Consider the following 13,632-nt stretch of genomic DNA (forward strand, 5'->3'; position numbering starts at 1 on the left):
TCCGGAGACGCGCTACAAACTTGTGCGGGATCGACGACGGGCACTTCTGCCGCCAATGCCGGTCCAACCGAAGCGCGTGCGCACCGTGCGTGCCGGGTATGGGCCAGGGGGACGGCAAAGATGAACGAGCGCAAGGACGGCGCAGGGGACGGCGCGCGGCAAGTGGAAACAGCGGTGGGCAGGGAAACGGCAACGGCCGGCGTGCGCTGGAGCGCGTGGTGGCGGCCGCGACCGGGCGAGGCCGCCTACGACATGTGGTGCCTGCTGATCGGCTACCGCTGGCGCATCGTCGCCGCGCTGCTGGTGCTGGTGCTTGCCAAGCTCGCGACCGTCGCCGTGCCTTTGCTGCTCAAGCGCATCATCGAGGCGCTCTCCGGTCCCGTGCAACTGGCCGCGCTGCCGCTGGTCCTGCTGGCAGGCTACGCGCTGCTGCGCTTCGCCGCCACCCTGCTCAACGAGTTGCGCGACCTGCTGTTTTCGCGTGTGGCGCAGAGCATGGTGGCCTTGTACGCGCAAAAGACCTTCGCCCATCTGCATGCGCTCGGCGCGCGGTTTCACACGCGGCGCCAGATCGGCGGCCTGCTGCCGGACATCGATCGCGGCACCAGCGCCATCGCCTTCCTGTTGGGTGTCGGACTGTTCACGCTGGTGCCGACCCTGATCGAAATCGGCATGGTGCTGGCGGTCATGCTGGCGCGCTACAGCGGCTCGTTCGCCGCCATCATCGCGCTGACCTTTATCGCCTACGGCGCTTACACGCTGTTGTTTACAGGGCGCCGCAGCACCCATCAGCGCCGCGTCAACAAGCTGGACTCGCACGCCAAAAGCCGCCTGGCCGACAGCCTGATCAACTATGAAACCATCAAATACTTCTGCAACGAGGCGCTGGAGGCGCGCCAGTTCGCGGCCATCATGCAGAACTGGCGCGAGGCGGTCGGCCACAACCAGCGCGCGCTGTTCATCCTGCATGTCGGGCAGAGCGCCATCATCGCGGCCGGCGTCGCCGCCGTGATGCTGCTGGCCGGGGACGCCGTCTGGCGCGGCCGCATGACGGTGGGCGACCTGGTGCTGGTCAACGCCTATGTATTGCAGGTTTGCCTGCCGCTGAACGCGCTTGGTTTCATCTACCGCGAAACGCGCGACGCCAGGGTCAACGTCGAGCGCCTGTTCGCGCTGCTGGGCGAGCGGCCGGAAGTGGACGCATCGGCGGCGCTGCCGGCGTTGCGGACGGCGGGCGGCGAAGTGGTGTTCGAGGGCGTCGGCTTTCATTACGAGCCGGAACGGCCGCTGCTGGGCGATATCAGCCTGCGCATCGCACCGGGCCGCACGCTGGCGGTGGTCGGCAGCAGCGGCTCCGGCAAGTCGACCTTGGCGCGCTTGCTGCTGCGTTTCTACGATCCCACGGCCGGCCGCATCCTGGTCGACGGCCAGGATATCCGCACCGTCAGTCCCGCCAGCTTGCGCCAGGCGATCGGCGTGGTGCCGCAGGAGACCGTGCTGTTCAACGACACCATCGCCTATAACATCGGCTACGGCCGCGTCGGCGCCAGCCTGGCGGACGTGAAGCAGGCCGCCCGCGCGGCCCATTTGCACGACTTCATCGCCGCGCTGCCGCAAGGGTACGACACGCTGGTGGGCGAGCGCGGCGTCATGCTGTCCGGCGGCGAGCGCCAGCGTCTGGCCATCGCCCGCATCGTGCTGAAGAACCCGCCGATGCTGATTTTCGACGAAGCCACGTCCGCACTTGATCCAGCTTCAGAACACGCAATTCAGCTGGAACTTAACCGCCTGTCAAAAAATCGAAGCATTATGATCATCGCGCACCGGCTCTCGACGGTCGTCGGCGCCGACGAAATCATCGTGCTGGAGCACGGTCGCATCGAGGAGCGCGGCACGCACGCCGAGTTGCTCGCGCAGCAGGGTTTTTACGCGCGGCTGTGGCAGCTCCAGCAGCGGGTGGAACAGGAAACGGCGCAACGTCACGTGGTGTTTTGAACCGGAGGCGGAATGAAAGAACCGGCAATCTCGTTTGTCATGGGCGGCGTCATGTCCGGGGGATGCCCATGCGTGCCCTAGACATCCTGACCTGGCATACGCACGGCAGCTATCTCTACTATCTGAGCCAGGCGCCGCACCGCTTCCACGTCGTGTCGCGGCCGGGCCGTCCGCCAGGTTATGGCGGGCGCTGCGGCGATATGCCCTGGGGCGACAATGTCATCGATCTGCCCGCCGAGCAAGTGCGCCGGCGGCGCTTCGATTGCATCATCTACCAGGACGACCCGCAGTATTTCCGCGACCAGTACGAGCTGATGACGCCCGAGCAACGCCATCTGCCGCGTATCTACATCGAGCACGACACGCCCCGTCCGCATGCGACCGATACCGTGCATCCGATCGACGACCCCGGCTTGCTGCTGGTGCATGTGACGCCCTACAACGCGCTGATGTGGGACAGCGGGCGCACACCGTGCACGGTCATCGAGCACGGCGTGAGCGTGCCGTCCGGCATCGCCTATCGCGGCGCCCGCGAGCGCGGGCTGGTGGTGGTCAACCACTTGGCCCGGCGCGGACGGCGGCTCGGCGCCGACCTGTTCGCCGCCACGCGCGCCCAGGTGCCGCTGGACCTGGTCGGCATGGGTTCCGACGAGCTCGACGGCCTCGGCGAGGTCGCGCACCGGCAATTGCCGGATTTCATGGCCGACTACCGCTGGTTTTTCCATCCGGCGCGCTACACCAGCCTCGGGCTGGCGGTGATCGAAGCCATGATGGTCGGCCTGCCGGTGGTCGGACTGGCCACGACGGAGCTGCCGACCGTGATCGAAAACGGCCGCAGCGGCTTCATCGATACGCGGCCCGAGCGGCTGGTCGACGCCATGCGCGCGCTGCTTTGCGAGCCGGGACTGGCGCGCGAACTGGGCGCGCGCGGCCGCGCGGTGGCGCTGGAACGCTTTCATATCGACCGTTTTGTCGCCGACTGGAACCGTGCGCTCACGCGCGTGACCGGACTTTAATCAGGAGCCCTTGCCATGCTGAAAATAGCCCTCATCAGTGATCACGCCTCGCCGCTGGCCGCGCCGGGAAGCATCGACTGCGGCGGCCAGAACGTCTATGTCGCGCACCTGGCCTGCCAGTTGGCGCGCCTCGGCTGCGCGGTCGACATCTTCACGCGGCGCGATAGTCCGGGCCAGGCCCTGCTGACGCACTGGCAGCGCAATGTGCGCGTGATCCATGTGCCGGCCGGCCCCGCCAGCTTTGTCGGCAAGGAAGAGATGCTGCCGCACATGGCCGAGTTTGCGCGCTTCGTGTCCGGTTTCGCGCGCGACCAGCGGCCCCGCTACGACATTGTGCACGCCAATTTCTTCATGTCCGGGCAGGTGGCGCGCGAGTTGCGGCGCGCGCTGGGCATCCCGTACGTGGTCACGTTCCACGCGCTCGGCATGGTCAGGCGCATGGCGCAGCGCGGCGCCGACGGCTTTCCCGACGAGCGGGTGGCGATCGAGCGCGTGCTGATGGGCGACGCCGATCGCGTCATCGCCGAATGCCGGCAAGACTTGCAGGACATGGTGCGCCTGTATGGCGCTCGGCGCGCCAACATCGACATCGTGCCGTGCGGCTTCGATCCGCTGACCTTGTGGCCGGTGCGCGAGAGGGCGCGCGCCCGGCTGGGACTGGCGGAGGACGAGTTCGTCGTGCTGCAGCTGGGCCGCATGGTGCCGCGCAAGGGCATCGACACGGTCATCGAAGGCGTCGCCGAGCTGGCCGCGCGCCATGGCGTGCGGGCCCGCCTGCTGGTGGTCGGCGGCGCGGCGGCGCCAGGCGGCGGGCACGAAACCGCCGAACTGCGCGCGCTGATGGCGCTCACCGGGCGGCTCGGCCTGGGGCAACAAGTCACCTTCACCGGGCCGAAGGCGCCGGCCGAGCTGCGCTACTGGTACAGCGCGGCCGACGTGTTCGTTACGACGCCCTGGTATGAGCCGTTCGGCATCACGCCGGTGGAGGCGATGGCTTGCGCCACGCCGGTCATCGGCGCGGCGGTGGGGGGGATCAAAAGCACCGTCGTCGACGGCCGCACCGGCTATCTGATCGCGCCGCGCGACCCGGTTCAGCTGGCCGCGCGGCTGCACCGGCTGTATGCCGATCCGGACCACGCGCGCAAGCTCGGCCGGGCCGGCTGGCGGCGCGCGCATCGTTACTACACATGGCGCGGCGTCGCCCAGCGCATCCTGTCGGTCTACGAGGGCGTGATCGCGAGACACGTGCGCCAGGCCGGCGGCGCCGGCAAGGCCGACAAGGTCGAGCAGCTCGCCCAGGTTGGGCGGCTGGAAGAAACGGCCAGCGCGCCGACGCGGGAATTTACCTTGGGAGGTGCCTCATGATGCATAGCGATCTCGATAGCAGTCTGGAGGGCAGGGTGGTGCTGGTGACGGGCGGTGGCAGCGGCCTGGGCGAGGCGCTGTGCCGGTTGCTGGCCGGCGCCCGCGCCTGCGTCACGGTCGCCGATATCGATGGCGGGAAGGCCGGTGCGCTGGCGCAGGCCTTGCGCGCGAAGGGCCTGCGCGCTGATTCCGCCGGGCTGGATGTCGGCGACGCGGACGCGGCCGAGCGCATTGTCGGGCAAACCGTCGGTGCCTGGGGGCGGCTCGACGTCTTGATCAACAACGCCGGCACGGATCTGACCTTGCCGATGACGGAGCTGGCGCCGGCGGACTGGCTACGCGTCATCGGAACCAATTTCAACGGGCCATTTTTCCTGTCGCGCAGCGCCGCGAGGCACATGATCGGGGCCGGCGGCGGGCATATCATCAACATTGCCTCGACCGCCGCCAAACGGGCCTGGCCCAACGCGTCGGCCTACCACGCCAGCAAGTGGGGCTTGCTGGGCTTGTCGCATGCGATGCATGCGGAATTGCGCCCGCACGGCATCAAGGTCACGGCCGTCATTGCCGGCGGCATGCGCACGCCGTTTCTGCTGGACCGCTTTCCCGATCTCGATCCTGAAACGCTGCAAGACCCGATGAACGTGGCGCGCGCCGTCAAGGCCGCGCTGCTGCTGCCCGCCGAATCGGTGGTGGCCGAATTGACGGTGCTGCCGCTGCGGGAGACGTCATGGCCGTGAGCGCGGCCGGGGCGGCCGTCTTTCTCGACAAGGACGGCACCTTGATCGACGACGTGCCTTACAACGTCGATCCCGGGCGCATGACGCTGGCGCCCGGCGCGGTCGCGGGTCTGCGCAGGTTGAGCTGCCTGGGCTACCGTTTGCTGGTGGTCAGCAACCAGCCCGGTGTGGCGCAGGGCCGCTTCGACGCCGGCGCGCTGGAGCCGGTGCGGCAACGGTTGGCGCAGTTGCTAAGCGAGCAGGGGGTGCGTCTGGAAGGATTTTATTACTGTCCCCACGCCCCTGACGACGGCTGCGCCTGCCGTAAGCCGCTGCCCGGCATGCTGTTGACGGCCGCCGCCGAGCACCAGGTCGATCTGGCCGCCTCGTGGATGATCGGCGACATCCTCGACGATGTCGAAGCGGGCGCGCGCGCCGGCTGCCGCACCATCCTGGTCGACAACGGCAACGAAACCTTATGGCTGCGCTCGCCCTTGCGCACGCCAACGTGGATCGCCTCCGACCTGGACGCGGCCGCGCAGCTGATACAGGCGACCCAGGGAATGTCATGCCTGGCGTCGCTATGAGTGCCGTCGCCATGGAGCGGCATGATGCGCGGGCGGGTGGCGCGCGCGCCTGGGCCGGCGCCACCCGCATCCTGTGCGTGCGTCTCGACAACATGGGCGATGTGCTCATGTGCACCCCCGCGATGCGCGCGCTGGCCCAGGCGCTGCCGGGACGTCAGCTGACATTGCTGGCATCGCCCGCGGCGGCCGCCGTCACGCCCTTCATTCCCGAGTTGCACGCCGTGCTGACGTTTTCGGCGCCGTGGGTCAAGGGCCGCCATCCGGCCGATGTCGATGACACGCGGGAGTTCGCGGGCCGTTTGCGCGCGGCCGGTTTCGATGGGGCGGTCATCTTCAGTTCGTTCAGTCAGAGCGCGCTGCCGGCGGCGTTGCTGTGTTTTCAGGCCGGTATTCCGCTCAGATTGGCGCACTGCCGGGAGAATCCGTATCAATTGCTGACCGACCGGGTGGCCGACCCCGAGCCGGAACAGGGCATCCGGCATGAGGTGCTGCGGCAGTTGTCCTTGGTCGCAGATATTGGATGCCGCACCGACAACCAGCGCTTGTCCTTCGCCGTGCGCGAGGCCGACCTGGCGTGGGTGCGGGAGCGGCTGCGTCCGGTGCTGGCCGGCGCCGCGCGGCCATGGGTGCTGATGCATCCCGGCGCCAGCGCGCCGTCGCGCCGCTATCCGGCCGCGCACTGGGCCGACGTGGTGCGCCGTTTGAACCAGGAGCGAGGATTGCCGGTGGTGCTGAGCGGCGAGGCGGCAGAGGCGGAGCTGATCGCCGCGATTATCCGCGAGTCCGGCGTGTCCCGGGCCTCGACGCGGGTGGCCGACGCGTCGGCGCACTCGCTGGCGGGCGAGCTGGATTTGGGGAAGTTGGGCGCGCTCATCGCGCTCGCGCCGGTGTTCGTTTCCAATAACACCGGCCCGGCGCACATCGCGGCCGCGCTCGGAACGCCGGTGGTCGATTTGTATGCATTGACCAATCCGCAGCACACGCCGTGGCAGGTGGAAAGCCGGGTGCTGTTCCACGACGTGCCCTGCCGCTACTGTTACAAGAGCGTTTGTCCGCAAGGGCATCACCGATGTCTGGCTGGCGTCGCGCCCGAGAGAGTGGTCTCCGCCATCGACAGCCTGCTGGCTCTTACACCGTCGTCGCCTCCGCCTGGTAACCGTGCTGCGCCTTGGCCGGCCGCCGACCCAAGCCAAACAACGGCCGCAACACCCCAACCCGCCGCACCGCTTCGAACACCCCGAAGCTGATGCAGAACGTCAGTACGACCAGGATCAAACCCTCGGTCACCGGCGCCAGTTTGAGCGGCTTGAAGCTATGCGCCATGGTGACGATCAACGTCTGGTGCAGAATGTAGACCGGGAACACGGCCTCCGTCAGATACCGACGCTTGGCGCTGTCGAACGACAGGTGCCGATGCCCGAATCCGCAAACGGCCACGATCGGCACCCACTGGCACAGGCAATAAACCAGGCGCATCACCGGCTTCCACTGTGCGACGGCCGGCGATGCCGCCTGCGCCTCCGGGATCGAGTAGTAGCAAACGATCGCCGCCCAACTTGCCAGCCATAAACCCAAACTGGTCCAGCGCAACTGCTCCACGTTCGCCCAGAAGTCGCGCTGCGTCGCCAGCAGTGCGCCCAGCAAGAACAGGTAGAAAGATTGCGCATGGTTATACCAGTCGTCGAACAGTCCATGGGTGGTCGGGAAACTATCGGCCAGCGTGAAGCGGGCGATCGCCAACCCGATCACCGGCAGGACAATGATCTTCCAGCCCGTCAACAGCCGCCCGAGCGCGTTGGAACAGGCTTGCAGGCGCGGTCCGGCCAGCCAGGCGATGCCACCGATGAGCATCGTATAAACCCACAGGTAGGCGACAAACCACAGGTGGTTCCAGGTCGGCATGTCGAGGCAGTCGTCGCCACGGCAAAATCCCTTGTAGCTGGTGATGTACAAATGCATGAATTCGCCGTAACCGCCTTTGTAGGCCACTTTCTCGACGACTTCGAAATATGCCTGCGGCGGCACGATGACCAGCATGCCAAACACCAATGGCACCAGGAGGCGCCAGCTGCGTTGCTTGAGCAGCGTGCCAACGCGGAGCTTTTTCAACATGAAGGCGCTGGCGGCGCCCGAGATCATGAACAGCAATCCCAGCCGCCATGGCGACGACAGGATCATCAGCGGTTCGATGGCGTGGCTGGTGTCGGGGCTTTTGACATGCCAGTCCCACGTTACGTAATACATGCCGGTGTGGTAAAGAATGAGCAGGAAAAACGCGAAGATGCGTATCCAGTCGAGGAAGTACAGGCGGTCGTTGTCGGGGTTGTGCATTGCTGGCTCTCGTCGTAGGGTGCGATGGAGCCAGTCTAGGTACTGCGCCCCGTGCGCGTCCAGCGCGATGGGGCGAAGCGGGATGCCGTTGGGGCGAGCCGGCCGGCGTTGGTTTATGGACCCGCGTAGGCCTTCTTCAGGCCGGCGATATCGAGCTTTTTCATTTGCAGCAACGCGGTCATGACGCGGTTGCATTTTTCCGGGTCCGGGTCGATGACCATGGAGGTCAGTATCGTCGGCACGACTTGCCACGACACGCCGAATTTGTCCGCCAGCCAGCCGCAGGCCTGGGCCTCGGTCGCGCCGCCTTCAGAGAGCCTGTCCCAGAAGTAGTCGATCTCATCCTGGCTTTCGCAATTGATCTGGAACGATACCGCAGGGGAAAACTGGAACTGCGGGCCGCCGTTCATCAAGGTGAAGCGCTGGCCGTCCAGTTCCACCGCCACGGTCATGACGGCGCCCGCTTCGTGGCCGTGGTGTTCCTTGCCGACCTCGGGGTAGCGCGAGATTTCGCACAGTTTGGCGTTGCGGAAGATGCTGGTGTAGTACTCCGCCGCTTCCTCGGCCTGGTCGTTGAACCAGAGGCATGGGGTGATCTTCTGAAGACTGTGCATGACGGCGCTCCTGATCGTTGATGGTGGCCGTTCAAGGCTAGCAGGATGAGGGCCGTTCAGGCGCACGGCTGGGTGGTCTAACGGATGCCGCCCGTTTGCAGGCGCTCCATCAGTTCGGCGCGGTATTGGCGCGAGCAGGGGACGCGGGCGCCGCTGCGCAGTACCAGTTCGCAGTCGCCTTTGTCCAGCGCTTGGACGCTGCTGATCCAGTCCAGTCGCACCGCCGCGCGGCGGTGGCAGCGCAGGAAGCGCGGACCGAGTTTTTCAATCAGTCCGGCCAGCGTTTGCCGCATCAGCGGATCGCCGTCGGCCGTGTGCAGGACGACGTAGTTATCGGCCGTCTCGATCCACTGGATTTGTTCGACCTTCACGATGCGCGTGCCGCCCCGTTCCGGCACCAGCAACTGGGTGATGGCCGGCAGCGGCTGCGGCGAGGGCGCTGTCGCCAACGTCGGCGTTGCCGGCACCGTGACGCCCAGCCGCTCGCGCACCCTTCGCAACGCCCGCTGCAAGCGCTGTTGGTCATAGGGTTTGAGCAGGTAGTCGATGGCGTTGGCGTCGAAGGCGCGGATCGCGTAGTCGTCGTAGGCGGTGACGAAGACCACCAGCGGGGCCGGCGATGGCAGCGAGGCGGCGACATCGAGTCCGCTGATCTCCGGCATCTGGATATCGAGCAGCAGCACGTCCGGGGCGAATGCCTGCAGCATCTCCAGCGCTTCGATGCCGTCGCGCGCCTCTTCGATGGCGCCGATGTCCGGTTCCAGCGCCAGCATGCGGCGCAGCTTGTCGCGCGCGGGACGTTCGTCGTCGACGATCAGCAGACGCATGGCAATCGCATTTCCGCCCGCACGCCGGCCGGCGCGAGCTGTATCAGGTTGAACGATGCGCGCTCGCCATACAATCCCGCCAGGCGTTCGCGCAGATTGCGCACGCCGATGCCGGATCCGCGTTCGATAGCCACGTCGGCCCCGGACAGCACGCCGGCGTCGTCCTCCAGCCGCACCACGATGACATCCTGCTCGCGGCTGACGGCGATGCTGATCGCGGTGTTCTGGCGGCGCCGTTCGACGGTATGCTTGAAGATGTTTTCCAACAGCGGCTGCATGCTCATGACCGGGACCGGGCAGGCCAGCAGCGAGTCGTCGATGTGCCAGGCGATGTGCACGCGGTCCGCAAAACGCTCGGTCATCAGCGAGGCGTAGCCGCGCAGCAGGCGCAGCTCCACATCCAGCGGCACCTCGTGCTGCTCGCCCACATCGAGCGTGGCGCGCAGCACGTCGGCCAATTGGATCAGCATCGCGTCGGCCCGCGCCACGTCGCTGTGCATCAGCGACGAGATGGTGTTGAGGGCATTGAACAGGAAGTGCGGCTGCAGTTGCTGCGTCAGGCGAAGCAGCTGGGCCTCGCGCAGCGAAGCGTTGACACGCTCGACCCGCAGTTTTTCGTTCAGCATGGCGTGATACGACAGCACGCCGAATGTGATGGTGGCGAAGATAAAGAAGAACACCGTCATCTTCACATCCTCGTACAGATACACCTGCGGCCACGCGTGGTGTGTGTACGTTTCGCCGGCCAAGCGGTAGACCACGTGCCGGATGCCGAAGGCGATCGGCACGAAGGCCACCCAGTAGACCGGCAGCCACGCAAGCTGGCGGAAGAACCAGCGCAGGGGGGATGAGATCAGGTGGTCATGGCGGCGTGTGAAGTAGCGCTGGAGGATGAGCAGCACCGTGCCGGTGAAGGCCGACGAGGTTTCCCACAATATCGGCTTCCACACGCCGTGATCATTCTCGCGCAGGTATTCCTGCACGGCGGTGGTGGTCATCAGGAGCCAGAACAGCACCCAGGCGACCGCGATGATGGTTTGTGTGCGTGTGGGTCGCATGGCGGGTCTTAGCGGTAGCGAGTTTCCATCAAGTCGATCTCGCGTACGAGCTTGCGCGAGATCGCATCGGAAATGCGGTCGGTGCGGGCCAGGTCGAAGACCGCGCGCCGTTCGGCCGCCAGCGCCGCCAGCCGCAGCTCGTTCTCGGCATGGTCGGTCTTGCGCCACTCCGAGTCGTCATCCCGGTCGACCTCATTGAGCCGATGCTCGTAGAACGCGATCACGCGTGCCGCCGCCTGCGGGTAGACCTCCGGGTCGATGCAGGTTTCCGCCTCCATCAGCGAGACCTGCGTCTTCTCGATCGCCCTGATGGCCGCATTGGCCGCTTCGCGGCGCGCCAGGTCTTCCTCCTGCTGCTCCTCCGGCTCGGCCGGGAAGGTCATGCCGGCCAACAGGCGGGGCAGGGCGATGCTGGCGGTCAGCAGCGAAATCAGGATCACCGAGCAGGCCAGGAAAATGACCAGCGCGCGCGCCGGGAAGGGGGCGCCGCTGGGCAACGCCAGCGGCAAGGTCAGCACGCCGGCCAGGGTGATCGTGCCGCGCGCGCCGGCCAGCGTGGTCGCCAGCAGCAGGCGCGGATTGATCTTCTGGCGCTCCTCGTGGCGGATTTTCTGCTTGAAGATGGTCAGCCGCAGCGAGGCCCACACCCACGCCATGCGCAGCACCAGCAGGCCGGCGGTGATGGCGAAGGCGTAGACCAGCAGCCACCACGGGTTCAGATGGCCGCTTTCCATGATCGACAGGCTGGCGCCGCGGAAGATGTCCGGCAGCTGCTCGCCGAGCAGCACGAACATCACGCCGTTGAGCGCGAACTGCACCGTGTCCCACACGGCGGAGCGCTGGATGCGGGTATTGGCCAGCGCATGGCCGCTCAACTCCACGTAGCTCATTGTCACGCCGGCGGCGACGGCGGCCAGGATGCCCGAGCCATGCAGGCGCTCGGCCACCAGATAGGCGCCGAACGGCAGCAGCAGGTTGACCAGGATCGGCGAGCCGACCGGTTCGCCGAAACGGCGCGACAGCCAGCGCTGCGCCCATGTCACGGCCAGGGTCACGCCGACGCCGGCGCCGATGCCGGCCACCACCAGCCAGACAAAGGTGATGGCGGCCGTACCGACCGAGAAGCTGCCGGTCATCGCGGCGGCGACGGCAAAGCGGAAGCACACCAGGCCACTGGCGTCGTTGAGCAGCGATTCGCCCTCCAGGATGTGCATCAGGCGCTTGGGGATGGGCGTGTTGGAGGCGATCGAGCTGACGGCGATGGGATCGGTCGGCGAGATGATGGCCGCCAGCGCGAAGGCGACCGGCAGCGGCATCGCCGGGATCAGCCAGTGGATCAGGAAGCCGGCGCCGACGACGGTGAAGATCACCAGGCCCAGGGCCAGTTCCAGGATGGTGCCCTTGTCGCGCAGCAGGCCGCTTTTGGGAATGCGCCAGCCGTCGAGGAACAGCAGCGGCGGCAGGAAGGCGAGGAAGAACAGCTCCGGTTCCAGATCCACGCCGTGCGAGGACTTGGCGGCGATCAGCGCGCCGAGCGCGATCTGCACCAATGGCAGCGGTATCGCCGGCGGCAGCAGCCGCTTGATATAGGCGCTGGCCACCACCGCCAACAACATCGCCAACACCACTTCGATTGAATCCATTCCCATCCTTTTCCATTGCAAATCGCTATCAAGCTTACACTATCGCCGGTCCGGTAAAAAGTTGGCGGCGAGCACTGGTCAAGCGGGGATCTTTCTGTCATAATCTGGCCTCTCCACGCGGGAGTAGCTCAGTTGGTAGAGCGCAACCTTGCCAAGGTTGAGGTCGAGAGTTCGAGACTCTTCTCCCGCTCCAGAATTCTTCAAGCTGCAACACACTCCCATGTTCGGCTACCAAAAAGAAACCCTTGAGGTTTCTTTTTTTTATGCCAATGTTTTACCTCCCGGCGACCACCAACCGTTGTAAATCGTGCTTTAAATCAATATCTTGTGGTCCAAAATGTGACGCGGGCGTGTTGCTCCCGCTATACTTGGACAGCAATGGAAGCCAAGCCCGCCGTGGGCCATTTCCTATCAGCGGACCCTAGTGGAGACCAATTTATGAAATCAGTTCAGCAGGAAGTGGATGAGCGCAGTAATTTAACAAATTCCAACAAGTTCGAACTGCTGCTGTTCCGTTTGGGCGGCGACGCCAACGGCCAACACTCCGAGTTGTTTGGTATTAATGTCTTCAAAATCCGCGAGATCGTCGCGATGCCGGAAGTAACCGCAGTGGCCGGATCCCCGCCACATATGCTGGGCGTCGTCAATCTGCGCGGTCAAATCATTACGGTGCTCGATTTGCCGGGCATCGTGGGTGTGACCCCAAAAACCGGTCTGAATATTATGTTGGTCACCGAATTCGCGCGCACCACGCAGGCGTTCGCGGTCGAATCGGTCGATGAAATCGTGCGTCTGGACTGGAGCCAGGTGCTGACCGCCGAAGGCACGGCCGGCGGCAAAGTCACCAGTATCGCGCGCGTCGACGGCGACGTGCAGAACACCCGCCTGGCGCAGGTGCTCGACGTCGAAACCATCTTGCGCGAGCTGGTGCCGCCGGAAGGCAAGGACGTCGACCCGGAAACCATCGGCCCGAAAGTGCTGTTGAAACCGGGCGCCGTGATCCTGGCGGCCGACGACTCGGTGGTCGCGCGCAACCTGATCGAAAAAGGGCTGGATGCGATGGGCGTCCACTTCATCATGACCAAGTCGGGCAAGGAGGCGTGGGAGCGCCTGCAGCACATCGCCGACGGCGCCAAGGCCGAAGGCGTGGCCATCACCGACCGCGTGGCGATGGTGCTGACCGATCTGGAGATGCCGGAAATGGACGGCTTCACGCTCACGCGCCTGATCAAGCAGGACGCGCGCTTCTCCAAGATTCCGGTGGTGATCCACTCCTCGTTGTCGGGCAAGACCAACGAAGATCACGTCAAGGGCGTGGGCGCCGATGCCTACGTGGCCAAGTTCTCGGCCGAGGATCTGGCGGGTACCATCCGCACGGTGATCGCCAAGGCCGCCGGCGCCGCAGCCTAAGCGTCCGCCAACAAATCAGGGTAGTATCGAAGGGGCCGTGACGGTGACGTCGCGGCCCTTTGTTTTT

General features: G+C 65.8%; 12 protein-coding genes and 1 tRNA gene. 8 read left to right on the plus strand and 5 right to left on the minus strand.

Annotation, left to right across the window (positions count from 1 at the left end; genetic code table 11):
- Positions 1–120: 120 nt before the first annotated feature.
- The 6 genes from NHH73_12910 to waaF all read left to right on the plus strand — a co-directional run bounded on the left by NHH73_12910 (position 121) and on the right by waaF (position 6,929).
- Positions 121–1,995: an ABC transporter ATP-binding protein/permease gene (locus tag NHH73_12910; GenBank protein USX29120.1), complete on the plus strand. Its 1,875-nt coding sequence runs from the start codon at positions 121–123 to the stop codon at positions 1,993–1,995.
- Positions 1,996–2,057: 62 nt separating this feature from the next.
- Entirely contained in the window at positions 2,058–3,011 is a 954-nt protein-coding gene (locus NHH73_12915; protein USX29121.1) for a glycosyltransferase family 4 protein, read from the plus strand.
- 15 nt (positions 3,012–3,026) lie between these two features.
- Positions 3,027–4,376 carry a glycosyltransferase gene (locus tag NHH73_12920; protein USX29122.1) on the plus strand — a complete coding sequence of 450 codons (1,350 nt, stop codon included), beginning with the start codon at positions 3,027–3,029 and terminating at the stop codon, positions 4,374–4,376.
- A complete protein-coding gene (locus tag NHH73_12925) occupies positions 4,373–5,116 on the plus strand; it encodes an SDR family oxidoreductase (protein ID USX29123.1) in 744 nt (247 codons plus the stop codon). Before NHH73_12920 ends, NHH73_12925 begins: the two co-directional genes overlap by 4 nt.
- A complete protein-coding gene (locus NHH73_12930) occupies positions 5,107–5,682 on the plus strand; it encodes an HAD family hydrolase (protein USX29124.1) in 576 nt (191 codons plus the stop codon). The genes NHH73_12925 and NHH73_12930 overlap by 10 nt, the downstream gene beginning before the upstream one ends.
- Entirely contained in the window at positions 5,664–6,929 is a 1,266-nt protein-coding gene (gene waaF / locus NHH73_12935) for a lipopolysaccharide heptosyltransferase II (GenBank protein ID USX29125.1), read from the plus strand. Before NHH73_12930 ends, waaF begins: the two co-directional genes overlap by 19 nt.
- Here waaF and NHH73_12940 read toward each other — a convergent pair.
- The 5 genes from NHH73_12940 to NHH73_12960 all read right to left on the minus strand — a co-directional run bounded on the left by NHH73_12940 (position 6,811) and on the right by NHH73_12960 (position 12,155).
- Positions 6,811–8,013, minus strand: coding sequence for an acyltransferase family protein (locus NHH73_12940; GenBank protein ID USX29126.1), 1,203 nt, complete (start codon positions 8,011–8,013; stop codon positions 6,811–6,813). The genes waaF and NHH73_12940 overlap by 119 nt on opposite strands.
- Before the next feature lie 113 nt (positions 8,014–8,126).
- Positions 8,127–8,627 carry a VOC family protein gene (locus tag NHH73_12945; GenBank protein USX29127.1) on the minus strand — a complete coding sequence of 167 codons (501 nt, stop codon included), beginning with the start codon at positions 8,625–8,627 and terminating at the stop codon, positions 8,127–8,129.
- Between the two features lie 77 nt (positions 8,628–8,704).
- A complete protein-coding gene (locus NHH73_12950) occupies positions 8,705–9,454 on the minus strand; it encodes a response regulator (GenBank protein USX29128.1) in 750 nt (249 codons plus the stop codon).
- On the minus strand, positions 9,442–10,512 hold the full coding sequence (locus tag NHH73_12955) for a histidine kinase (protein USX29129.1): 1,071 nt from the start codon (positions 10,510–10,512) through the stop codon (positions 9,442–9,444). The genes NHH73_12950 and NHH73_12955 overlap by 13 nt, the downstream gene beginning before the upstream one ends.
- Before the next feature lie 8 nt (positions 10,513–10,520).
- Positions 10,521–12,155 carry a Na+/H+ antiporter gene (locus NHH73_12960; GenBank protein ID USX29130.1) on the minus strand — a complete coding sequence of 545 codons (1,635 nt, stop codon included), beginning with the start codon at positions 12,153–12,155 and terminating at the stop codon, positions 10,521–10,523.
- Positions 12,156–12,272: 117 nt separating this feature from the next.
- Between NHH73_12960 and NHH73_12965 the strand changes: the two genes are divergently transcribed.
- Both NHH73_12965 and NHH73_12970 read left to right on the plus strand, forming a co-directional pair.
- Positions 12,273–12,348, plus strand: a tRNA-Gly gene (locus tag NHH73_12965).
- 245 nt (positions 12,349–12,593) lie between these two features.
- The gene (locus NHH73_12970) at positions 12,594–13,565 is read left to right on the plus strand and encodes a chemotaxis protein (protein USX29131.1); all 972 of its coding nucleotides are present in this window, start codon (positions 12,594–12,596) and stop codon (positions 13,563–13,565) included.
- Positions 13,566–13,632: the final 67 nt, after the last annotated feature.

It is taken from the genome of Oxalobacteraceae bacterium OTU3CINTB1, from assembly GCA_024123955.1.
Lineage (GTDB): Bacteria > Pseudomonadota > Gammaproteobacteria > Burkholderiales > Burkholderiaceae_D > Rugamonas.